Source organism: Roseibium sp. M-1 (assembly GCF_054515675.1).
On sequence record NZ_CM137257.1, the window covers coordinates 6056631 to 6079466 of the forward strand.

The 22836-nt window shown below is 62.6% G+C and carries 19 protein-coding genes; 8 read left to right on the forward strand and 11 right to left on the reverse strand.

Annotated features, from left to right (window positions below; all coding sequences use genetic code 11):
* Window positions 1-8: 8 nt before the first annotated feature.
* Window positions 9-1133 carry an efflux RND transporter periplasmic adaptor subunit gene (locus ACX3M4_RS27250; protein WP_459356065.1) on the forward strand — a complete coding sequence of 375 codons (1125 nt, stop codon included), beginning with the start codon at window positions 9-11 and terminating at the stop codon, window positions 1131-1133.
* On the forward strand, window positions 1130-4285 hold the full coding sequence (locus ACX3M4_RS27255; protein ID WP_459356066.1) for an efflux RND transporter permease subunit: 3156 nt from the start codon (window positions 1130-1132) through the stop codon (window positions 4283-4285). Before ACX3M4_RS27250 ends, ACX3M4_RS27255 begins: the two co-directional genes overlap by 4 nt.
* Before the next feature lie 21 nt (window positions 4286-4306).
* On the opposite strand, the gene ACX3M4_RS27260 is transcribed toward ACX3M4_RS27255, so the two are convergent.
* From ACX3M4_RS27260 to ACX3M4_RS27280, 5 genes are all read right to left on the reverse strand, one after another.
* Window positions 4307-5470, reverse strand: coding sequence for a M20 aminoacylase family protein (locus ACX3M4_RS27260; RefSeq protein ID WP_459356067.1), 1164 nt, complete (start codon window positions 5468-5470; stop codon window positions 4307-4309).
* 20 nt (window positions 5471-5490) lie between these two features.
* Window positions 5491-6306: an ABC transporter permease gene (locus ACX3M4_RS27265; protein ID WP_459356068.1), complete on the reverse strand. Its 816-nt coding sequence runs from the start codon at window positions 6304-6306 to the stop codon at window positions 5491-5493.
* Window position 6307: 1 nt separating this feature from the next.
* A complete protein-coding gene (locus ACX3M4_RS27270) occupies window positions 6308-7036 on the reverse strand; it encodes an ABC transporter permease (RefSeq protein WP_459356069.1) in 729 nt (242 codons plus the stop codon).
* A gap of 79 nt (window positions 7037-7115) precedes the next feature.
* Complete coding sequence (locus ACX3M4_RS27275) at window positions 7116-7895, reverse strand: transporter substrate-binding domain-containing protein (RefSeq protein ID WP_459356070.1); 780 nt, start codon at window positions 7893-7895, stop codon at window positions 7116-7118.
* Window positions 7896-8005: 110 nt separating this feature from the next.
* Window positions 8006-8779 (reverse strand): ABC transporter ATP-binding protein, encoded by a 774-nt coding sequence (locus tag ACX3M4_RS27280; RefSeq protein ID WP_459356071.1) that lies wholly within the window; start codon window positions 8777-8779, stop codon window positions 8006-8008.
* 306 nt (window positions 8780-9085) lie between these two features.
* Here ACX3M4_RS27280 and ACX3M4_RS27285 point away from each other — a divergent pair, with 306 nt between their 5' ends.
* Genes ACX3M4_RS27285 through ACX3M4_RS27295 form a run of 3 tightly spaced genes read left to right on the forward strand, consistent with a single transcriptional unit; the run spans window position 9086 to window position 12539 of the window.
* Window positions 9086-9730: a TetR family transcriptional regulator C-terminal domain-containing protein gene (locus ACX3M4_RS27285; protein ID WP_459356072.1), complete on the forward strand. Its 645-nt coding sequence runs from the start codon at window positions 9086-9088 to the stop codon at window positions 9728-9730.
* 11 nt (window positions 9731-9741) lie between these two features.
* A complete protein-coding gene (locus tag ACX3M4_RS27290) occupies window positions 9742-10938 on the forward strand; it encodes a pyridoxal phosphate-dependent aminotransferase (protein WP_459356073.1) in 1197 nt (398 codons plus the stop codon).
* Window positions 10929-12539: a 5-guanidino-2-oxopentanoate decarboxylase gene (locus ACX3M4_RS27295; RefSeq protein ID WP_459356074.1), complete on the forward strand. Its 1611-nt coding sequence runs from the start codon at window positions 10929-10931 to the stop codon at window positions 12537-12539. Before ACX3M4_RS27290 ends, ACX3M4_RS27295 begins: the two co-directional genes overlap by 10 nt.
* Here the strand turns inward: ACX3M4_RS27295 and ACX3M4_RS27300 are convergent.
* Window positions 12509-14506 (reverse strand): ATP-binding protein, encoded by a 1998-nt coding sequence (locus tag ACX3M4_RS27300; protein ID WP_459356075.1) that lies wholly within the window; start codon window positions 14504-14506, stop codon window positions 12509-12511. The two genes, ACX3M4_RS27295 and ACX3M4_RS27300, sit on opposite strands and share 31 nt — an antisense overlap.
* An 86-nt stretch (window positions 14507-14592) precedes the next feature.
* Between ACX3M4_RS27300 and ACX3M4_RS27305 the strand changes: the two genes are divergently transcribed.
* The 3 genes from ACX3M4_RS27305 to ACX3M4_RS27315 all read left to right on the forward strand — a co-directional run bounded on the left by ACX3M4_RS27305 (window position 14593) and on the right by ACX3M4_RS27315 (window position 16833).
* Window positions 14593-15246 carry a response regulator gene (locus ACX3M4_RS27305; protein ID WP_459356076.1) on the forward strand — a complete coding sequence of 218 codons (654 nt, stop codon included), beginning with the start codon at window positions 14593-14595 and terminating at the stop codon, window positions 15244-15246.
* Between the two features lie 98 nt (window positions 15247-15344).
* Entirely contained in the window at window positions 15345-16013 is a 669-nt protein-coding gene (locus tag ACX3M4_RS27310; protein ID WP_459356077.1) for an SH3 domain-containing protein, read from the forward strand.
* 16 nt (window positions 16014-16029) lie between these two features.
* Window positions 16030-16833, forward strand: coding sequence for a hypothetical protein (locus tag ACX3M4_RS27315; protein ID WP_459356078.1), 804 nt, complete (start codon window positions 16030-16032; stop codon window positions 16831-16833).
* Between the two features lie 102 nt (window positions 16834-16935).
* Here ACX3M4_RS27315 and ACX3M4_RS27320 read toward each other — a convergent pair whose 3' ends face one another.
* The 5 genes from ACX3M4_RS27320 to ACX3M4_RS27340 form a co-directional block, all read right to left on the reverse strand.
* Window positions 16936-18804, reverse strand: a complete 1869-nt coding sequence (locus tag ACX3M4_RS27320; protein ID WP_459356079.1) for a vWA domain-containing protein — start codon at window positions 18802-18804, stop codon at window positions 16936-16938.
* Between the two features lie 120 nt (window positions 18805-18924).
* The gene (locus tag ACX3M4_RS27325) at window positions 18925-19335 is read right to left on the reverse strand and encodes a hypothetical protein (RefSeq protein WP_459356080.1); all 411 of its coding nucleotides are present in this window, start codon (window positions 19333-19335) and stop codon (window positions 18925-18927) included.
* A gap of 360 nt (window positions 19336-19695) precedes the next feature.
* Window positions 19696-21123 carry a carnitine 3-dehydrogenase gene (locus ACX3M4_RS27330; protein ID WP_459356081.1) on the reverse strand — a complete coding sequence of 476 codons (1428 nt, stop codon included), beginning with the start codon at window positions 21121-21123 and terminating at the stop codon, window positions 19696-19698.
* A complete protein-coding gene (locus tag ACX3M4_RS27335; RefSeq protein WP_459356082.1) occupies window positions 21120-21884 on the reverse strand; it encodes an SDR family oxidoreductase in 765 nt (254 codons plus the stop codon). The genes ACX3M4_RS27330 and ACX3M4_RS27335 overlap by 4 nt, the downstream gene beginning before the upstream one ends.
* 2 nt (window positions 21885-21886) lie before the next feature.
* Window positions 21887-22804: a beta-keto acid cleavage family enzyme gene (locus ACX3M4_RS27340; RefSeq protein WP_459356083.1), complete on the reverse strand. Its 918-nt coding sequence runs from the start codon at window positions 22802-22804 to the stop codon at window positions 21887-21889.
* Window positions 22805-22836 lie beyond the last annotated feature (32 nt).

The following is a 22836-nucleotide window of genomic DNA, read 5'->3' on the forward strand; positions in this document are numbered from 1 at the left end:
CAAGGCCTATGAGAAAAGCGTTTTGGGTTCTGCTTGCGCTGGGCGCTGTTGGGCTGTTGCTCAGCGAGGTGGAGGATACGGCCGACGTTGCCGCCTCACACCAGACGGCAGTCTTGCAGCCGGTGGCCTTCACCACAGCCATCACCGGCAGTCATGCCGGTGCCGTGTCGGTTTTCGCGGAAGTGGCACCGCGCTGGCAGGTGGAGTTACAGGCGCGCGTCACGGGGATCGTCTCAGGGGAGGTGCCCCTTGCGCTGGCCGGGACGCGGGTTGTCGCGGGAACGGTGCTCCTGAAACTGGAAAATGCGCCCTATCGGGCAAATCTGGCAGAGGCACGCTCCAGTCTGGAGAGTGCCAGGCTCGAATTGCTGCAGAAAGAGAAAAAACGCGACATAGCCCTGAAGGACTGGCGCGCGGTACGACCCGGGATCGAGCCGCCTGACCTGGCCATCCACCTGCCGGAAGTTCGCGTGGCCGAAGAAGCGGTCGCCGCTGCCCGGACCCGGCTGGAGGCTGCCGAATACGATCTGGCATCCACCGAATTGAAGGCGCCCTTCCATGCCATCGTTGCCCGGCGTCAGGTGAGCCCGGGGCAGAATATCAATGCGGGAGAAAGCCTGTTTTCGCTGCTCGACGACAGCAAGCTGGATATACAGGTTTCGGTAAACGAGCGTGAATGGGCTCTGATGAACCGCGACTGGCAGAGCGTCGAGGCTGTTCTCCTGAATGAGAGCGGCGACAGGGCCGGCACGGCGAGGGTCACACGTGGCGGCGGGTTCCTCGATCCGCAATCGCGCAAGTATCAGATCTTTCTCGAAGTGGAAAAGGACCGCAGTTCCGGGATCCTGCCGGGGCAGTTCGTGCGGGTGGACCTGCCCGGAGCGCCGGTTTCCGGCACGCTGCAGATACCGGAAAGCGCACTTACGCAGGATGGATTTGTCTGGTTCATCGATATGGACGACCGTCTGCGGCGTTTCGAGGCGCGGGCCCTGTTTCACAACAACGGCCGGGTGATCGTGGAGGTGCCGGAGGAACTGCGCCGGACGCAGGATTTCCGGATCGTGACGCTGCCGATGAACGCCTATCTGCCGGGACAGAAAGTCGCCCCGGTGGAAGGGGAGATTGCGAAATGACCCGGCTCACCAACTGGTTCCTCCGCAATCCCGTGGCTGCCAACCTGCTTATGGTTTTTCTGCTGGTCGCCGGCATCGTCTCGATGTTGACCGTCCGCATCGAGGGCTTTCCGAAGATCCCGGCCGACATGATCACGGTCACGACGGTCCTGCCGAATGCCTACACGGCGCAGGTGGACGCGCAGATCACGCTGAAGATCGAGAAGGCCCTGGAGGATCTGGAGAATGTGAAGTCGATCCAGTCGGTCTCAGCGCCGGGGACGTCCGTCATTTCGATACGCAAGACGAACGGCACCGACCTGCAGAAACTCCTCGACAAGGTTCGGCTGAAAGTGGACGGGATCTACGATCTGCCGAAGGACGCCCGCCGTCCGGTGATCGATACCAACGCCTATGACATGCCGGCGCTCTATGTGCAGGTTTATGGCGACACCGATCTGAAAAGCCTGCAGAAGATCGCCCGCGATCTGCGCGCGGACCTGCTGGCCGATCCGCAAATTTCCCGCGTCACCGACATGGGCCTGCAGGATCAGGAGATCGCGATCGAGTTCCAGCCCGGCACGCTGGAACGGTTGGATCTGACGATTGCCGATGTGATGGATCGCATCCGGGCCTCGGCCCTTTATTTCCAGGGCGGCACGTTGCGCACAAGGGGCGGCGACATAACGCTCAGGGCCGACAATCAGGCCTTGTCCAAGCGGGACTACGAGGAGATCCCGGTCGTCACCTGGCCGGATGGGACCGTGACGCGGCTTGGCGATATCGCCACGGTGACGGACGGGTTTGAGGAAATCAACATCGAGGCGCGATTCAACAGGCAGCCCTCCGCCGGCATGGAGATCATGATCGGCCGCAGGGACAATCTGCTGCATGTTTCCGATGCGGCGGAGGCCGTCATCGCCAAGACCCAAAGCCGGTTGCCGGAAGGTGTGCGAATTGCGATCTGGGGAAATTCAAAAACCTATATTTCCGATCGGCTGGAGCTTCTCGGCAGCAATGCGTTGCAGGGCCTGTTTCTGGTCGCGCTGATCCTGGCCGTGTTTCTCGATGCCAAACTGGCCTTCTGGGTTGCCATGGGCATACCCGTCTCCATGGCAGGGGCCTTCGCGCTCGCCACGACGGGCTGGATCGACTATTCGCTCAACGACATCACCACATTCGGCTTCATCATCGTGCTGGGCATCCTGGTGGACGATGCGATCGTGGTCGGGGAGAGTGTGCATGAGCACAGGGGGCGCATCGCCGATCCGATCAAGGCAACGGAAACCGGGGTCGAGCTTGTTTCCACCGCGACGGTGTTCGGTGTGCTGACGACGGTTGCCGCCTTCTTCCCCATGCTCCTGATCGACAGTCCGCTCGGCAAGGTGCTGTCGGGATTTGCCGGTGTCGTCATCCTGGCGCTGTTGTTCTCGCTGATGGAGAGCAAGCTGATCCTGCCGGCACATCTGGCGCATCTGAAATCGCCGCCAGAACGAACGCACCCGGTCGCCCGGGCGTGGAAACGGGTGCAGAAGAGTGCGCAGGCGCTCCTGGCCGGCTTCCGCGACAGGATCTATGCACCAGTGCTGACCTGGTCGCTTGCAAACAGATATGCCGTCCTGATCTGTTTTACTGCCGCCGCGGTCCTGACATTCGGACTGATGGCCAAGGGGCAGATCAAGTCGGCTTTCTTTCCGACCGTGCCCGGGCAGGTGATCACCGTCAATCTGCAGATGGACCAGCGGGCCCCGTTCCATCTGACGAACTTCAATGTCGGTCAGCTGGAAGCGGCCGTTCTGGCGTTAAACAGCGACAAGTCGCTTCAGAACGCCGACGGCGAAGGGCCTGTCGCGCATGTCTTCAGCTTCGTCAACGGCACGGCCTCGGCGGAAATGTATGTGGAAGTGACGCCGTCGGCGGAGCGTCCGGGGCTTGCGGCCAACGACATTCTGCAGGCCTGGCAGAAAAACCTCAGTCCGATGGAAGGTGTGTCCAAGCTGAGTTTCACCGCCAGCGAGGATTTCGGCGGCGGCTTCCAGATCCGGATGACCGCCAAGGACCGCGCGGTTCTGGAACAGGCTGCCCTGGACCTCCGGCAGAAACTGGGTGAATTTGCCGGCGTCTCCAACACTCGCGACACGATCCTGGGCGGACAGCCGGAACTGCGGCTCAAGCTGAAACCGGAAGCGCAAACTCTCGGGTTTACCTCCGAGCGGCTCGCCAGCCAGATCGGTTATGCCTTCGGCGGCGGGGAGGCCCAGCGCATTCATCGTGGCAATTCCGAAGTCCGCGTGATCGTGCGCAACGCCAGGACCGCGCGCGACCGGGTCGAGGATCTCCTGAAGCTGCGGCTTAGGAACGAGAGAGGCGACTGGATACCCCTGTCGGGCGTTGCCACTGTCGAGGCACGTTACGTCGCCGATCACATCGAGCGGCGAAACGGTGCCCTGACGGCGACCGTGCTGGCCGATATCAATCGCGAGGTGGTGGCGCCCGAGGAAATCGGGCAGGCGATCTTCGGCACGTTCAGTGAAGGGCTGGAAGCCAAATATCCGGGGCTGGAGATTTCGGCCGGCGGCGAGCTGGAAGATATTGGCGAGATGAAAGGCGGCCTGGTCAAGGCCTTCATCATCGCCTGCTTCCTGATCTATGCGCTGATGGCAGTACCGCTCAAATCCTATTTCAAGCCGGTCATCATCATGTCCGTGGTGCCGTTCGGTTTCGTCGGAGCCGTTCTGGGACATGTCCTGATGGACCTGCCCTTCTCGATGCTGTCCTTTTTCGGGGTGCTGGCCCTGATCGGCGTCATCGTCAACGACAGTCTCGTGATGATGACCTTCTATATCCGGTCACGCGAAGAAGGCATGGCGCATGCGGATGCGGTCAGGCGCTGCGGCATCGACCGGTTCCAGGCGATTTTCCTGACGACGGCGACGACGGTCGCCGGCCTGATGCCGTTGATGAGCGAAACCTCGGAACAGGCGCGCTACCTCATTCCGGCCGCCGTTTCGCTGGCCTATGGCGAACTGTTCGGAACGCTGATCACCCTGATCATCATCCCGGTGCTGCTGGCGATTTCCGAAGATGTGCGGCGCCTGCTGTTCGGGAAAGAACGGCCACAAGGATTGCCCGTTGGCGGGCAGCTTCCGATGCCGGAACCCGGCTCAAGCTAGGCAATTGAGCCGGGAAACAGGTCATTTTCCGGAGAGGAAATCCTCGGCGAGTTCCACCCAGAAGGTGGTGCCGATGGGCAGGATTTCGTCGTTGAAATCGTATTTGGGATTGTGCAACGGCGGATCATTGTCGGTTTTGGCGGTGCCGAGCAGGAAGTAGCAGCCGGGGCGCTCTTCCAGGAAATAGGCGAAATCCTCGCTGCCCATGAAGGGCCGGGTGAGATTGGTCACCTTGTCGGTACCTGCAAAGCGCTCCGCCAGGGCGCGGACATAGTCCGTCTCGGCCTTCGGATTGATCATCGGCGGATAGCCGCGCTCATAGTCGACCTCGGCGCGCATGCCGTAGCTGGCGGCCTGACCTTCCGCGATCAGGGTGATGCGGCGCTCCTGTTCGTCGCGGACGTCCGGATCGAGCGAGCGAACGGTTAGGCGCATCTCGGCGCGTTCCGGAATGACGTTGCTGGCAACACCGCTGTTGAAAGCACCCACCGTGATGACGGAGGCCTGCAGCGGGTGGATGTTGCGGGAGGCAATGCTCTGCAATGCCATGATGATGCTGGCGCCGCAGACGATCGGGTCTGCAGCGGCCTGCGGTTCCGCGCCGTGGCCGCCCTTGCCGATGACGGTGATCTTGCACTCGTCAGCGGCCGCCATCATCGGGCCATCGAGGAAAGCGAACTGGCCGAAGGGAAGCGACGGGTCGTTGTGAAGGCCGAAGACGGCGTCACACGGGAAACGCTCGAAGAGGCCGTCGTCCATCATCAGCCGCGCGCCGCCGAAGTTCTCTTCCGCCGGCTGGAAGATGAGGTGGATCGTGCCGTCGAAACGCTTGCGTTCGGCCAGGATCTTCGCGGCACCCAGCAGCATGGTCGTGTGGCCGTCGTGGCCGCAGGCGTGCATGACACCCGGATGGGTGCTGGCGTACTCTGCCCCGGTTTCTTCCAGGATCGGCAGGGCGTCGAAATCGGCGCGAATGCCGATGCTCTTTGAGGACGTGCCGTTGCGCAGCGTCGCGACGATGCCGGTCTTCGAAAGTCCGCGGGTGACTTCGTAGCCCATGGCCGTCAGTTCGGCGGCGACATAGTCGGAGGTCTTGAACTCAGACAGGCCGATCTCCGGGATCGTGTGGAGATGGCGCCGCGTGGCGACGAGATCGGGAAGGATATTCGGGGTCTGAATTGTCATTTACGCACCACAAAGGGCCATTAGGCACCGCGACTGGGAATCCGGTTTTCCAGGAAACGGAAGAGCATTACCAGAATCCCGGTGAGACACATATAGATCAGTGCGAGCAGCAGCAGCGGCTCATAGGTCAGATAGGTATCCTGTCGCACTTTGGAAATGACCGCATAGACATCGACGACGGTGATCGTCGCGACCAGGGGTGTCGATTTCAGCTGCAGCACGGTTTCTCCGCTCAAGGTCGGCAGAGCGCGGTAGATAGCGCGGGGCAGCCAGATGCGGCGGAACATGGTGAAGCGGCCCATGCCGAAGGCGCGGGCGGCTTCCAGCTCACCGCGCGGCACGCCGGCAAAGGCGCCGCGCATCACCTCACCCTCATAGGCGGCGAAGGAGAGCATCAGCGCGGTAAAGCCATATGGCCAGGCCTGGCGCAGATAGGGCCAGGCGAAGGATTGGCGGATTTCCGGAAACTGCGCGAAGACCGAGCCGAGGCCATAATAAAGCAGCCACAGCTGCAGCAGCAGCGGCGTGCCGCGGATGAGCGTGCAGAAGCCACGCGCGAGCCAGGCGAGCGGCCAGGGGCCGGTGACCTGGACAAGGCCGATGGGCAGGGCGAGCAGAAAGCCGATGCCTGCAGTGGTGAACAGCAGGAACAGGGTCTCGCCGATGCCGTCGATCAGCCTCCATTGATATTTCGGCAGCCAGTCCCAGCGCATGAACCAGATCGCGCAGAAGACGATCAGTCCGAAGACGGCGATAAGAAAAATCCGGTGCGGTTCCAGCAGACGGCGCGGTGGCGGCGGCACGTAGGCGGGCATGGTGGTTGGGCTATCGCTCATCTTACACCGGCCCCGCTATGCCGCGTCTGGCACGTTTTTCGATGCGTGCGATGACCTGGTTGGAGACCAGCGTCAGCGTGAGATACATGAGACCGGCGGCGCAATAGAAGAGCATGTAGGCCTTGGTGCTGCCCGCAGCCTGACGGGTGACCAGCGTCAGCTCGGAGAAACCGACAACGGCAAGAAGCGCCGTGTCCTTTGTGGCGATCAGCCAGAGATTGGAGAGACCCGGGATGGCATAGGGCAGCATGGCGGGCAGGGTGATGCGGCGCAGCGTCTTGAAGGGCGACATGCCGTAGGAGCGCGCAGCCTCGATCTGGCCCGGCGGCACCGCCTTGATCGCACCGCGCAGGACTTCGGTGGAATAGGCGCCCTGGACGACGCCGATGACGAAGATACCGGCGGCAAGGCCGCTGATGTCGACACGCGGCAGGCCGACTGCCAGGAGCAGTGCGTTGACCGCGTCGGTTCCGGCATAATAGAGCAGAAGGATCAGCACCAGTTCAGGCACCGCGCGGATGACGGTGGTGTAGATCTCAAGCAGGTCGCGCAAGATGGGGCCGCCGTAGAGCTTGCCGAAGGCACCGGCAATGCCGATCAAAAGGCCGAGCGTGAAACCGCCGACGGCGAGCTGCAGCGAGGCGGCAAAGCCCGCGAGCAGGACCCCGCCCCAGCCGGGCGGCGACAGGGCAAGCAGGTCGAGATTTAAAAATCCGGTTTCGACAGCCATCGGCAGCGGTCACCCTTGCTTGGAAGTTTCCGCCCGCACCAAAAGGCGCGGGCGGACATTCAGAGGATGAGCGGGTGGATCAGCCGCCGTAGATGTCGAAGTCGAAGTAGTTTTTGGAGAAGGTGTCGTAAGTTCCGTTGTCGCGGATCGCCTTGATCGCGGCGTTGACCTTGTCTTTCAGTTCGGTTTCACCCTTGCGGATGCCGACGCCGACACCGGCGCCAAGGATTGCCGGATCGTCGGCAACATTGCCCTTGAGTTCGCAGCAGGCCCCGGCATCGGATTTGAGGAAGGCGTCGAGGGCGATGGCGTCCGCCTGGACGGCGTCAAGACGGCCGGCAGCGAGATCCTGATTGGCTTCGTCCTGGGTCTGGTACTGCTTGATCTCGGCAGCGCCTCCACCGAAATACTTGTCGGCATAGTCGGCATGGATGGTGGAGACCTGGACGCCGACGATCTTGCCGGCAAGGCCTTCCGGCGTCGCGTCGAATTCGTCACCCTTCGCACCGATGATGCCGGTTGGGGTGTTGTAGTACTTGTCGGAGAAATCGATGGTCTTGAGGCGTTCCTCGGTGATCGACATGGAGCCGATGATCATGTCGATCTTGCCGGACGTCAGCGCCGGAATGATGCCGTCCCAGGCAACCGGTGTGATGACGCAGTCGAGCTTGGCTTCGGCGCAGATCGCTTCCATGAACTCGACTTCCCAGCCGATCCACTTGCCGCTTGCATCCGGCGAGGTGAAGGGCGGATAGGGCTCGGCGGCAACGCCGACCTTGACTTCCTCGGCCATCGCGCCGGTGAAGGCGGCTGCGCTCATTGCGGATGCGACCAGTGCTGCTTTCAAAATGTGTTTCATGCTGTTCCCCTGTTTTTCGACTTTGTTGCCGGATCTCCCCGCGCCTTGTGCGGGACGATCATTCTTCATGCTGATCCGGATGGGCTACGTCCTCCCGTGCCCAACCGGATTTAGTGGATCGAGCTGATGAATTTCTTCAGCCGGTCCGATTTCGGGTCGCCGAACACCTGGTCCGGCGGGCCTTGTTCCTCGATGACACCGTTGTGCAGAAAGATGACGTGGCTCGCGACTTCACGGGCGAATTTCATTTCGTGGGTGACAAGGATCATTGTTCGCTGTTCGCGCGCCAGATCGCCGATGACACCCAGCACCTCGCCAACCAGCTCCGGGTCGAGGGCGGAAGTCGGCTCGTCGAAGAGCATGGCGAGCGGCTGGACGGCGAGGGCGCGGGCAATCGCGGCGCGCTGCTGCTGGCCACCCGAGAGAAAAGCCGGATAGACATCCTGTTTTTCGTGAAGACCGACACGTTGGAGAATGGTCTCGGCGATGGCGACAGCTTCGTCGCGCTTCATGCCGAGGACATGGACGGGAACCTCGATCACATTCTGCAGCACTGTCATGTGCTGCCAGAGATTGAAGCTCTGAAAGACCATTGCAAGCTGGCTGCGGATGCGCTCGATCTGCTTGCGGTTGGCGGGTCTGAGGCCGTGATGGCCATCATCCTTCAACGCAATGGTCTCGCCATGAATGGTGACCGACCCGGCGCTGGGCAGTTCCAGCATGTTGATGCATCTGAGAAAGGTGGATTTGCCGGAGCCCGAGCCGCCGATGATGGCGATCACATCGCCCTGGCGAGCCGTCAGGGAGACGCCCTTGAGGACCTCCAGGGCTCCGAAACGTTTAAAGAGGTCGCGCACCTCGATGGCTGGCGCCGCTGGTTCCATCCTACCGCCATTGCCCGGTCAAGCCGGTGCAGCTGTTGTTACTGTTCCCCGCTGGCCCTGTTCTTTTTGCCGGTGCGGCGCCAGCCGTCCGCCCGGTAAGTATTGTCAGCTTTGCACTTGTCCAGTAATTATTCAACCGTATAATAACGAAAAAATGCAGGGCCGGTTCGAATTTTCGCCGGCGGGCCAGGTGGAGGATCCCAGAATGGCGCGGGAGGCGGAAGTGACTGCGGCAGCAAGGTGCCCGGCATCGCCTTTTGGCCCGTGCGCCCGGGCCCGGTTGCGTTTCATTGCCTGGTGGAACCCATGAGCCGGCGTCCGTTCCATCGGGCCGGCGAGGCTGAGCGGCGGGCGGATCTCATTGCCGCGACGCTGGACTGCATCTCGGAATTCGGCCTTCAGGGCGCGACCGTGCGGCGGATCGCGGCACGGGCCGGAGTGACCCCGGGTCTGATCCGGCACTATTTCTCCAGCAAGGACCAGATGCTTCAGGACGCTTACCGCGAAGTCATGACCGGAATGACCGGCGCCGTCGCAGCTGCCGCCAACGGAAATCAGGCGACGGCCCGGGAGAGGCTGCACGACTTCGTCACCGCAAACCTGACGCCGCCGGTTGCGGATGGCCGGACCCTGTCCTTCTGGGCCGCCTTCATCAGCCACGTGCGGGCCGACCCGGTCTTTGCCGAAATTCACCGGGAAAGCTATCTCGCTTTCCGTTCCGTTCTTGAAGCGCTCGTTGCCGACGTATTGGCGGAAACGGGCGAATACCCCGACCAGGTGACATGCCAGAAGCTTGCGATCGCCATCAACGCGATCATCGACGGCCTCTGGATCGAAGGAACGCTCGTCGGCGACCTCTTTTCCGAAACACCGCTGCCGGAGATTGCCATCCGGTCCGTTGAAGCCCTTCTCGGCGGGATAAGCCTTTCCGCCGACACGACCCCGAACTGAAAGATCCGAACATGCGCTTTGCGTCGATCACCGACCGTCTTGCCCATCTGGGCTCGGGAAAATGGACCGTACATATCAAGGCCCGCGAGATGGCGGCCGAAGGCATCCCCGTTATCGAACTGACGATCGGCGAGCCGGATATCATGCCGGACATCGCCCTGATGGACGAGGCCGACCGAGCCATGCGAGCGGGCCGCATCCGCTATTCCAACGGCCGCGGCGAGCCGAGCATCGTCAAGGCGCTGACGGAGAAATATCGCGCCCGCCGGGCGGACGTGACGGAGCGCAATATCCTGTGTTTTCCGGGCACGCAGACGGCGCTCTTCGCAGTCATGCTTGGCCTTGTCGAAACCGGCGATGCAGTGCTGGCAGGCGATCCGCTCTATGCGACCTATGAAGGCGTGATCGCCGCGACAGGTGCCCGCATGGTTCCCGTGCCGCTGCGGCCCGAAAAGGGGTTCCACCTGCAGACGGAAGATCTGGAAAAGGCCATCACGCCGGACAGCCGGGTATTGCTGCTCAATACGCCGCACAATCCGACCGGGGCAACGCTGACGCAAGACGAGATCGCCGCCATCGGCGACGTCTGCAAGCGTCACGACCTCTGGATCGTCTGCGACGAGGTCTATGAAAAGCTGATCTTCGACGGCAGCTTCGCCTCGCCATTCGATCTGCCCGAACTGGCGGAACGGACCATCGTCGTTTCCTCAATTTCGAAATCCCATGCAGCTCCCGGCTTCCGGTCTGGCTGGGCGGTCGGGCCGGAGGAATTCGCGACCCGGCTCCTGGCCGTCTCCGAGACAATGCTGTTCGGCGGGCAGCCTTTCATTGCCGACATGACGGCCAAGGCGATTGCCGGAAATTTCGATACCGCCGAGCGCATGCGCGAGAGCTATCTGCGGCGGGCGAAGCTCATCATCGATCACCTTGCAGGCCACGCTGCGTTGAAACCGATGATGCCGCAGGCGGGCATGTTTCTGCTTGTCGACGTCAGCGCAACGGGCTTGACGGGATCCGAATTTGCCGAGCGGCTGCTTACCGAAAAGCATGTGGCGGTGATGCCGGGATCGTCCTTCGGTGATCAGGCAGCCGGTTTCATCCGTCTGTCGCTGACGGTCGCAGATGACGTTCTCTCAGAGGCAACCGACAGGATAGCAGCGTTTGCCGACAGCCTCGGCGCGGGCGAGGGGAGCCGGAAATGGGCATGACGAAAACAGTCGGCGAAGCACTGATCGATATTCTGGAAACAAATGGCACGGAGGTCGTCTTCGGCATTCCGGGTGTCCATACGGTCGAGCTCTATCGCGGCCTCGCCGGTTCGAAAATCCGCCACATCACGCCGCGACACGAACAGGGCGCCGGGTTCATGGCGGACGGCTATGCCCGCGTTTCCGGCAAGCCGGGTGTCTGTCTTGTGATTACAGGGCCGGGGCTTACCAACACCATCACGGCGATGGCGCAGGCCTATCAGGATTCCGTGCCGATGCTGGTGATTTCGGGCGTTAATGCCCGTGCCAGCCTCGGTCACGGCACAGGCAAGCTGCACGAGCTACCGGACCAGCATGCTGTGATGGCACCGCTTACCCTGATGACACACACGCTTCTCGATCCGGACGATCTGCCTGAGGTGATGGACCGGGCCTTTGCCCTGCTGCAATCCGGACGGCCCGGGCCGGTGCATATCGAGATCCCGACGGATGTCATGGCGAAGCAGATTGTGCTCGGTGATCTCCGGCCGGTGAAGGCCCATGGCCCGCGCGCGGCGGCAAACCAGGTGAGTGAGCTCGCGGAGAAATGCCGGTTGGCGCAGCGGCCGGTGATCCTCTGCGGTGGCGGGTCGGTCTCGGCCGCATCCGAGATCAAGGTTCTGGCGGAGTGGCTCGATGCCCCGGTGGTGACTACGGTCAATGCACGCGGGATCCTGTCCGGGCATCCGCTGTCGGTCCCGGCAAGCCCGAGCCTTGCGCCGGTTCGGCGGCTACTCGCCGATGCCGACCTGGTGATCGCGCTTGGAACGCAGATGGGCCAGACCGACTATGACATGTATGCCGACGGCGACTTCCCGGATCTTGAAGACCTCGTCCGGGTCGACATCGATCCGGCACAGCTGACGCGCGGCAGCCGGGCGTCGCTTTCAATTCTCTCGACAGTTGGCCAGCTTCTGGAGGATCTTCTGCCACTGGTCGAAGCCAGGACCGGGGAAACCGGCGGTGCTGACCGGGCCGCGGTTTGCCGCAACGTGGTTGAGGCCGAGCTTGAGCCGAAGATGAAGGCGGAAATTGCCGTGCTGGAGACGGTCCGAGACACGCTGCCGGGCTGCATCATCGTCGGCGACAGCACCCAGGCGGTCTATTCCGGCAATCTTTCTTTCGAGGCCGGCCGGCCGAGGGGCTGGTTCAATGCAGCGACCGGTTTCGGCGCGCTGGGCTTCGGGCCACCGGCGGCGATCGGCGCCAGCGTCGGCGAGCCTGATACACCGATTGTCTGCCTCGTCGGGGACGGCGGCTTCCAGTTCTCGCTCGCGGAAATCGGATCGGCGAAGGACTGCGGTGCGAAGGTGATCTTCCTGGTCTGGAACAATGACGGCTACGGCGAGATCCGCAGCTACATGGAAGACTGCGGCATTGAACCGGAAGGGGTCACGCCGTCCGCACCGGATTTCCTGAAGATCGCGGAAGCCTATGGCGTACCTGCCGTCCGGCTGGACGACGTGGCAGAGCTTTCAGGGGCGCTACAGCGATTTGCCGGAGAGGCCGGGCCGAGCCTGATCGAAATCCATCAGACAAACACGCGCGGCGCGACGGCCTGAGTCTGGACGTTAAGCGGGACCGACAGACTGAACTGCGTTCCCTTGCCCTTTTCCGACAGGCAGGTGAGTGCAAGGCCGTTGTCCCGGGCGAGGTCGAAACAGACGCTGAGGCCGAGGCCGTGGCCCTTCGAGGTGTCGCCCTTGGCATAGGCTTCGGCATAGTGCCGGAGTTCGTCCGGCGTCAGGCCAGAGCCCGTGTCGAGGACGCAAAGATCAAGCGTTTCGCCGCGGTTGCGGATACCGACCAGTACCTTGCCGCGGTCGGTGTATTTGACCGCGTTGGCGACGAGATTGCTGAGGATGCGCATGAGGATGAGCGGCGGCACGGAGATCCTCCGGCTGGAGGGGACCTGGCGGAGCTGGAGCCCCTTGGAAACAGCCTCCTCGCCGAACATCTGCTGGACCGTGTCCAGCAGCAGCGAGATCTCATAGGGTTCCGTCTCCGAAGCAGCGATATCCGGGACCGGCGTATCCTGGGCGTCATCCTCAGCGGCGCCTTCGGCTTCTCCGGGTGATGTCTCGCTCAGATAAGAGTTCGACAGCGCCTCCATGTAGTCGAACGCTTCCTTGAGCCGTTGCCGGACGACCGGTTCCATCTGGGCAGCGAGATTGTCGAAGCTCAGGCGCAGCGAGGCGATCGGCTGTTTCAGATCATGCGAGGCGGTGGCGAGCTGGCGCTGGCGCAGGCTCGCAAGGTCTCTTGCACGGGTGTAGTTGCGCTCGGCAACCAGCAGCTCGTGGCTGCGGCGGGCTTCGGCTTCCAATGCCGTCAGTTCCGCCTTGACGGCTTCGGCATGCTGACGGCGCAGATTGATGATATGTGCGGTCAGACCGGTCATGGTGGCGATCAGCAAGAACGAGAAAACGCCTTTGACCGCCGTGGAGACGGGCACGATTTCCGCTCTGAGGCCGATCAGGGTTATGGCGACGAGGGCAACGACGAGAAGGGCGCCCAGCGCCGAGACCGCCATTCCGGCGTAATGAACGTCGCCCTCGGCGCGGCGCCAGACGTTGCTGGCGACAAAGGTTGCGATCAGCATCAGCGCGACCAGCCCGTTGCCGAGAAGCGCGGCGTGGGTGCCAGGCGAATAGAGCGAAAAGACAAAGCCTGCGAGCGAGATGCAGGCGAGGCCGGTGAGGCCGATGGAAAGGGGCGTTTCGTGGCCGCCCTTCGCCAGCGACCGCCCCGCGGCGACGAAGCCGACGCCGGAGAGGGCGTAAAGCAGGAAAAATCCAGTCGGGCTTTGCAGATCCGGATTGTCCGGGAAGAGAAACCGGAACCAGATCCCGTCGATAAAGGCGATGAAGGCAAGGCCGATCGCGAACTGGAAGGCGTAAAGCAGGCCTATCCAGTTCTTCATGGCGAGATGAAAGCCGGCGAAGAAGACCAGGCAGGAAATCGTGAAGGCATAAAAGGCCGTATGGGTGACGCCCGAAGCAAAGGCGGAGGCTTCCAGTTCCACCGGGGTTTCAAGCGCCATCTTGAAGGACTGCACCGGCCCGAACTTGAAATTGACCAGCAGCGTGATGCTTTCCTGCGGTGCGATCTGAAAGACGGGTGTCCGCAGCCGTGTCACCGAATGGTCTTCGGGTGCGAATGGTTCGAAGATGGAATAGTTGATCAGGTTCTCGGTAAAACCGCTTTCACGGATGACATAGGCATCGAGTTCGCTGACGAGCGGCAGGTCGATCGTCAGCACGAAGGGATCGGGAGCACGGCCGTCATCAAAGGTGGCGTTGACGATCTCGACTGCCGCCCAGGCTTCCGGCGCATAGTTTGTTGCGAGCATCGAGGCGCTGAGGCTCGGCGAAAAGCGGCCCTCCCGGAAACGGCTCAGGATTTCGGCCAGCGAGGCTTTCGGGTCGCTTTCGTAGACGAGATGGGCTTTCAGTTCCGCAACGCCTTGCCCAGGCTGCAGCCGGACGGCTTCTGCCCGGGCAGGGCCGGACACAGCCAGTCCGATCAAGAGCAGCACCCAAGGGAGCAGAATTCTGGTCATTTCCTCAAAGGCATGTCAGATTTGAAGGGACTGCTGCCGCAGGATCGGGAACCGTGGAAGATCAACGATATAGTGCCATTATTGCGGACGATCACGCAATCGTCCGATCGGGCTTGAGAGACGCGCTGGAAAAGCCCGGGATGATCGAGCCGGAGGGGATCCGTGTCGTGGCCGAAGCGGGGGATGGCCTCACTGCCATCGCGGAAGTGCGCCGGCACCGCCCGGACCTGCTCCTGCTGGATGTCTCCATGCCGATGGCTGGCGGTGTCGAGGTGCTCATCGAGGTACGGCGCTGGTCGAAGGACACCAGAGTGGTGGTGTTGACCGGTATTTCCGCCGTGGGGCTTCTTTCCGACCTGATCGAGACCGGTGTCGACGGCCTTTTCTCCAAAGCTTCCGACAATGCCGAGTTCTATCAGAAGCTGCCGGGGATCCTGCGCGGCCAGCGGCATATCGCGGAAGGCTTCCTGAAACTGCTGGAAGAGGCACCGGCGGTACCGGTGCTGACGGACCGGGAACGCCAGACGCTGAACCTGATCCTGGCCGGCAGATCGAACAAGGAGATTGCCGAGGGTCTCGGCATCAGCATCAAGACCGTCGACAAGCACCGCACCAGCCTGATGCAGAAGCTGAATGTGCATTCCGTACCGCAGCTCATGGCTCGGGCACTCAAGGACGGCATGATCGATCCTTCGCAGGAACTCTGAACGTTTTGCGGTGCGGCCTGAAATGGGGGATTGGCCCCATGGAGGCCCGGCAAGGTTCATGGCTCAATCGGACAGTCACCTGAAGACTGGAGAAAGCCATGACCCGATCGTCTCTCACCCGAGCCAGGATATTTGCCGCCACCGTCGCCGGTTCGCTTGTTCTTGCGACAGGCGGCCAGGCGCAACCAGCGTCAGACACAGACGGCTTCCGCGAGATCCGGGTCGCGCCGGGGCTTGCCACCGGTGCCGATTTCATCGACGTCCTGACGCCCTTTTTTAAAGGGCATCCCGAAAGCGAAGAAGGCAACGCGGCGCTGGACCTGAGGGTGCGCAAGGCGGGGAGCGGATTTCGAGTAGACATCGTCCTGACAGGTTATCTTGACGACAGCCTTGTGGGGGAACACTTCCGGGGCACCGTCATTCGAACGGATCGTGGCAATTGGGAGCTTTTGACCATGGGCGTCAAACCGATCTGCGCCCGCGGGACCAATATCGATGGGGTCTGCACGACGGAACGGGATGCCCCTGCGATGTTCCTGACCCCGGGAGCCGCGCCAAACGGGGTCTCCATGTGCGTCACGATTGCCCCTGGCGACGTCCTGAATGTCCGGCAGGGACCGGGGGCGCGGTTTGCGGCCACGGGAGCCCTTGCGGCGGGAAGCTGTGATGTGGAAGTCTCCACCGTCTGTGAAGGCAGTTGGTGTGAAATCCGTTCGGGTGCGATTTCCGGATGGGTGAATACCCGTTATCTTGAGCCCGCAAACTAGGAACCTTGTTCGAGCAATGCCGGAACGGACCGCATTTTCCAGACTTTCTGCCAGAAGCCTCCTCGCCGGAGGCTTGCTGCTGTCCTGCGCGTCGATCGCGGTCTTCGCAAGCGAGGTGAACGCCCCGACCTTCCTGGAAAGCGGCAGCAACGACCTGATCCGCTTCCAGAAGGGAGAGGTGCCGCTTCCGGCTACGGAGGCTGCCGGGGCGGTGCCGGCCGACCGGGTGCCGGAAGACATGCTCGAGCAGGATGAGGATACGGCCGCGGAGAGCCGGCTGGTGGAACCGGAGCCCCCTGCCGGCCGGATCGACCGGCTGATGGCGCCTGCCGAACCTGCCGCCGACGAGGCCTTCGCACCGGCGAGCGAGGCCGCGCGCATGCCGGCATCAAAACGGGAACGGAAAGACGCAGACGCGGAAAACACCAAAATCCAGGGCATCGCACAATCGACCGGCGGGCTCTACGCGGCACCAGCCGCAGCGCCTGTCCTGCAGGAGGCCGTACCTGCTCTTCAGGATGCGCCGCAGGACGTTGCCCCGCTGGACGACGCGATCTCGGCCAGGCTGGTCACCGTCTGCCTCAACAATCCTGAGGAAGCCAGCGGTGCCAAGGGGTTCGACATCCGCCGGGACGGCCCGCCGCGCTATGTGGCAGATATCGGTTCGACCGCCTGCGCGCGGTTCGAGCCGACGCGGCATACGCTCTATCTCTGGAAGACAAACGACAATGGCACCCTGTCGCTGATCCTGTCGAGCCGGCTCGATCTGGTTGACGCGGACGGGACGCAGGTGTCCCTGGACTGGTTGAAGGACCGGTAGGGGACTGCGAATTACTTCGCTGCGCTGCGCCCGGGATGACAATCGGTGCGCAAAAGACCGGCAGGGAGGCCTGCCGGTTTTCGTTTCGGTTGTGAAGTCCGTTCAGCGTTCGGCGACTTCAGCCAGGCGGACGAGGTTGAGGAATTCCGAGCGGTAGCCGAAGGGGTCTGTTCCCCGGTTCTGGCTGGCAAGCTTCTCGATGGCCTCGAAGTCCCAGTCGCCGAGATAATCGGTGCCCTTGAGCATCTGGCCGAAGCCGGCGACAGAGGCGGCAAAGAGCGTCTCGGTGAGCGGGATGCCGCGCGTGTCCGCTGTGACGGGCGTCTCGATCAGAGTGCTTTCCTTTTCACCCGGCAGCTTGTAGCGCAGCTTCACGAAGGCGAGTTCGCCCGAATAGGAGCCCGAGACCGGCGGCAGCTCGACACTGGTCTGGTCATATCGGAGATCTGAATATTTCTCCGCCGGCGAGCCGACAGGGGTGATCTCGTAAAGGGCAGTGACGTTGTGCCCCGCACCGATGTCGCCGGCATCGACCTTGTCGTTCCTGAAGTCCTCGTTGCGCAGGGCTCGGGTCTCGTAGCCGATGAGGCGGTATTCGGCGACGGTCTGAGGGTTGAACTCCACCTGGATCTTGACGTCCTGGGCGATCATCGAGATCGAGCTGACGACCTGATCGACGAGCACCTTGCGGGCTTCGGAGAGCGTGTCGATATAGGCGGCGACACCCTGGCCGTTCTGGGCAAGCGTCTGCATCAGTTCGTCATTGTAGTTGCCTCGGCCGAAACCGAGCACGGAGAGTGTCGTGCCCTTTTGCCGCTGTTCGGAGATATAACGCTTCAGGCTGTCCGTGTCGGAAAGGCCGACGTTGAAATCGCCGTCTGTCGCCAGGATGATCCGGGCCTGTTCGCCGTCGCCGCCCATCTTTTCCGCCAGCGCGTAAGCGCCTTTCAGACCGGCATGGCCGGCTGTCGAACCACTGGAGGTCAGCGCGTTGATCTTCTCCAGGATCAGCGACTTGTCGGTGACCCTGGTCGGCTCAAGCAGCACGCCGGAGCTGCCGGCATAGGTGACGATGGCGACCTCGTCCTCGTCTCTCAATGTGGAGAGTAGCAGGCGGAAGGACTGTTGCAGCAACGGCAGCTTGTTGGCATCCGCCATGGAGCCGGAAGTGTCGATGAGGAAGACGAGGTTCTGCGGCGGCAGCTCTTCCAGCGCCACCTTGTAGCCCTGGATGCCGACCTGCATCAGCCTGGTGTTCTTGTTCCAGGGCGTTTCGACGACGGAGACATTGGTGGAGAAGGGATGGCCGTCCTTTTCCGGGACCGGATAATTGTAGTCGAAGTAGTTGACCATCTCCTCGACACGGACGGCGTCCGGGTTCGGCAGGCGGCCAGTGGTCAGCGTGCTGCGGAAATAGGAATAGGAGGCCGTGTCGACGTCGATGGAGAAGGTCGAGACAGGGTCGGCGCTGACGCGTTTCAGGGGATTGGGTTCGGCGGAGGCAAAACGTTCCCGGTCCGGCAGTTGCAGGACGGGGGCAACGGCTTCTCGTGCCGGCTGGTGGAGATTGTACATGCCGCCTGCCGGGGAAGACGAATGCATCGAGAGCTGGCCGGTCGCCTTGGCTTCATTTCGCGACTTGTCCGACCGGGAGGGCCCCGGGGCAGGCAATGGGGCAGGCAATGGGGCAGATTGGGGCTCGGCCAGCACGGTTGGCTGAGGAATGTCGGCAAGGACGTGCGGCGACGCGCGGCCTTCTGCAGGTGGGGGCGCAAGGCGGTCGGTGCTGACGTTCTCGTCCTTTTCGTGTTCGGGCTGGGGGACGACCTGCATCGTGTCGTCGATTGGCGATGTCAGCAGATGGCCTATTGCCTGCCAGTCGACCGTCTGAGCGGCGATGCCGGCAAAGGCGATGGTGACGATGGACGCGGAGCTGATCAGCACGGCCTTGGGCATGTGTTTGCCAAACATGGAACAAATCCTTTGCTTCGCCCGGAATGCAACTCCGGGACGTTGGGACGAGAGAGACTTTGGGAGAACGGGCAAATGCCGCACCAAGGGAAGGTGCGGCGATTTGCCGGCAAAGTCGTCTTAGCGGAAGACGATCCGGTAGCTGGAGCCGCGGCTGCAGACGGAGGTGCCGGAGTCGGCGTACCAGTAGTTGGAGCGATCCCAGCGGCCGTTCGATTTCAGCTTGCGGAACTGGACCCGGACGTAGGTGCTGGCATTGTTCACGCCTTCCAGATTGCGGGTGACGCTGTAGGTACCGCCATTGGCTATGACGCGGTTGGCGATGTTTTCCGAGCGCCAGCGGTTGGAGCCGAGGTCGCGGTAGTCGAGGTCGAACAGCTGGATCGGCTTTCCGGTGTTGTTCTTGACCGTGATGTTGACCTTCTTGCAGATATCGAAACCTGCAGCGGCCGGCGTGATTGCGCCGAGCGAGGCGAGGCCGGCAACAGCGAGGAAGGCTGCGGTGGCTGCGGTCTTGGCAAGGTACTTCATGTCTCTATTCCTTTCTCTGAAATGAACTCCTTTGGAGCGGGGGCATCGATCTTTCGATGAGAGAAAGGTGCCAGACCGGCGGGCCGGGCAGTATGGGGTCAACACCCCAATCGGAGAGCGCCATGAGATCAGGACATCGGCAGCCTATCTGTTCGTCATCCCGGACGCAGCGAAGCGGAGATCCGGGACCGGGGAGGCACATGTAATTGTAGGGAAATCACGAAGTCGGAGAGGTTCTGCCTCCCCGGTCCCGGCTCGCGCTGCGCTTGGCCGGGATGACGAAGGAGAGATATTGGCTTCAAAAAAGAACGAAGCCCGCCTTTTCAGACGGGCTTCGGGTAATCCGTGCAGGTCATCGACTTAGGCGTTTCGCTGACCGACGAACCGGCCGGCACCCTCAGGCAGAGGCAGGGACTTGTGGGCGTCGGTATAGGCCTGGAGCCTGGCGGCAACTGCGGCTTCCGGCGGGCAGCTGGCGCGGGTGTTGAGGTCGACGTGCAGCAGCAGAGTTTCCATGGTTGCGGCGAGCTTGCCGTCGCCGTTCTTCAGGAAATGGAAGAGCTGCATCTTCTTGCCTTCGCCCTGCAACACCTGGGTGGTGACGGTCAGGCGTTCTCCGGCTTTCAGTTCGTCCAGATAGCGCAGGTGGTTCTCGACGGTGAAGTAGCTCTTGCCGGAAGCGACATAGTCGAGGTCGGCGCCGATCATTTCCATGAAGCGGTCGGTGGCGGCGGCGCCTGCCTCCAGATAGTGGGCCTCGTTCATGTGGCCGTTGTAGTCGGTCCAGCTCTGCGGAATCTGGCGGTCGCCGGTGACCGGAAGATCGACTTCCGCCGGAGAGGCCAGTGCCTTTTCATGGGCGTTGATGACGCCGCCCGCACCGCTGCCGCTTTTCTTCAGGGCCCGCATGATGCCGATGAGGTTGTCGTCGCGCAGGCGTTCCAGCTCTCGGATGGAGCGGTGGCCGGACTGGGCGTCGGACTGGCCTGCAATGAGGTCAACCAGTTCGTCGGTGAATTCCGGCACGTCCATCAGCTTGGTCCAGGGCCAGGAGAGGCAGGGACCGAACTGGGCCATGAAGTGCTTCATGCCGGCTTCGCCGCCGGCGATGCGGTAAGTTTCGAAGAGACCCATCTGCGCCCAGCGCAGGCCAAAGCCCATGCGGATCGCCTCGTCGATCTCTTCCGTCGTCGCGATGCCGTCCTTGACCAGCCACAGCGCCTCGCGCCAGACGGCTTCCAGGAAACGGTCGGCAATATGGGCGTCGATTTCCTTGCGCACATGCAGCGGGAACATGCCGATGCCGCGCAGGATATCAGCGGCACGAGCCGTCTCGGCGGGGTCGCCGACGAGTTCGATCAGCGGCAGCAGATAGACCGGATTGAAAGGGTGGGCGACGATAGCGCGCGCACCAGCCGCCGTCAGTTCCGAGGGCTTGAATCCGGACGTGGAGGAGCCGATGACGGCAGTCTTCGGCGCAAGTTCGGTGAGGCTGCCGAGAACCTTGTGCTTCAGGTCCAGGCGTTCGGGCACGCTTTCCTGCACCCAGTCGGCGTCCGCGGCAGCTTCGGCGAGGTCGGAATGGAAGCTGAGCCTGCCTTCCTCCGGCAGGCGCTTGTCATAGAGCGCGGGCAGGCTGCGGCGCGCGTTGGCGATCACTTCGCCTATCTTGCGCTCCGCTTCCGGGTCCGGATCGAAAATGGCAACGTCCCAGCCGTTGAGGAGGAAGCGGGCGGCCCAGCCGCCGCCGATCACGCCGCCGCCGACGATGCATGCTTTTTGGGTCATGGTGCAAGTGTCTCCGTATGGCCGTCGATGGCCAGGATCTGTCCTGAAATTTTGGCGCCGCCTTCGGACGCCAGGAAATGAATGCTGTTGGCGACGTCCTGGGCCGTGACCCAGGTCCTGAGCGACACGCCTTTGACGTAGCTCTCCCGGATCGCCTCTTCAGTTTCACCGCGTGCAGCCGCTTCCATGGCGACGACCCTGTCCATGCGCGGGCCTTCGACCGCGCCGGGACAGACCGCGTTGACGCGGATGCCGTGCGGGCCGAGTTCCATCGCCAGCGTCTTTGTCAGGCCGACGATGGCCCATTTGGCCGAGGCGTAGGGCGCGCGGAACGGATAGCCGAAGAGGCCAGCCGTCGACGAGGTGAGGGTGATCAGGCCGTGGCCCTGGGCTTTCATCACGCGGGCGGCCCAGCGGCAGGTCAGAAAGGCGCCGTGCAGATTGGTCGCGACGCAGCGCTGCCATTCCTCGTAGTCCAGCGTCTCGATTGCGCCTGCCGGACCGCCGGTACCCGCGTTGGAGCAGACGACGTCGATGTTGTCCCAACGGCTTTCCAGACCGCCGAGAAAGGCGTTCATCTGAGCTTCCGACGTGACATCGGCGACTTCCGCGACAGTGCCGGGATGGGCAGTGGCAAAGCCTGAAACGGCCGCAGGATCGGCATCGCAGATCGCGACTTCATCGCCATCTTCAAGGAAGCGTTCGGCGATGGCGCGGCCAATCCCCGATGCTCCCGCCGTGACCAGGATCCTGCGGCTCATGGTCAGGCGCTCACGGGAGCGCGTTTGGTGAGGCCAAGCTTCTCGCGCACGGCTTGCGGTCCGATGACCCTTGCGCCCATGCCTTCGACCACTCCGACAGCCTTTTCGACCAGCTGCGCGTTGGTGGCAAGAACACCCTTTTCGAGGAAGAGGTTGTCTTCGAGGCCGACGCGGACGTTGCCTCCGGCGAGGATCGCGGCGGCGGCATAGGGCATCTGGTCGCGGCCGAGGCTGAAGGCCGACCAGGCCCAGTCGTCCGGGATGGCATTGACCATGGCCATAAAGGTGTTGAGGTCATTTGGGGCGCCCCAGGGCACGCCCATGCAGAGCTGCACCAGTGCCGGTGAGGCGAGAGTGCCTTCCTTGACGAGCTGCTTGGCGAACCAGAGATGGCCCGTGTCGAAGGCTTCGATCTCCGGCTTGACGCCAAGTTCGGTCATCATCGCCCCCATGGCACGCAGCATGCCCGGGGTGTTGGTCATGACATAGTCGGCTTCTGCGAAGTTCATGGTGCCGCAGTCGAGGGTGCAGATTTCCGGCAGGCACTCGCGGACATGGGCCATGCGTTCGCTAGCGCCGACCATGTCGGTGCCCTTTTCGCTGAGCGGGAGCGGGGATTCCGTCGAGCCGAAGATCATGTCGCCGCCCATCCCGGCGGTGAGGTTCAGGACGACGTCGACATCGGCGGCACGGATCAGGTCCGTGACTTCGCGGTAGAGGTCGAGACGGCGGGAAGGAGCGCCGCTTTCCGGGTCGCGCACATGGCAGTGGACGATGGCGGCGCCCGCTTTGGCAGCGTCGATGGCGCTGTCGGCAATCTGTTTCGGGCTGCGCGGCACGTGGGGGGACTTGTCCTGGGTTCCGCCCGAGCCGGTCACGGCGCAAGTGATGAAGACGTCCCGGTTCATTTGCAACGGCATCTTAAACTCCTCGATCAGCGGAAGCTGATTGT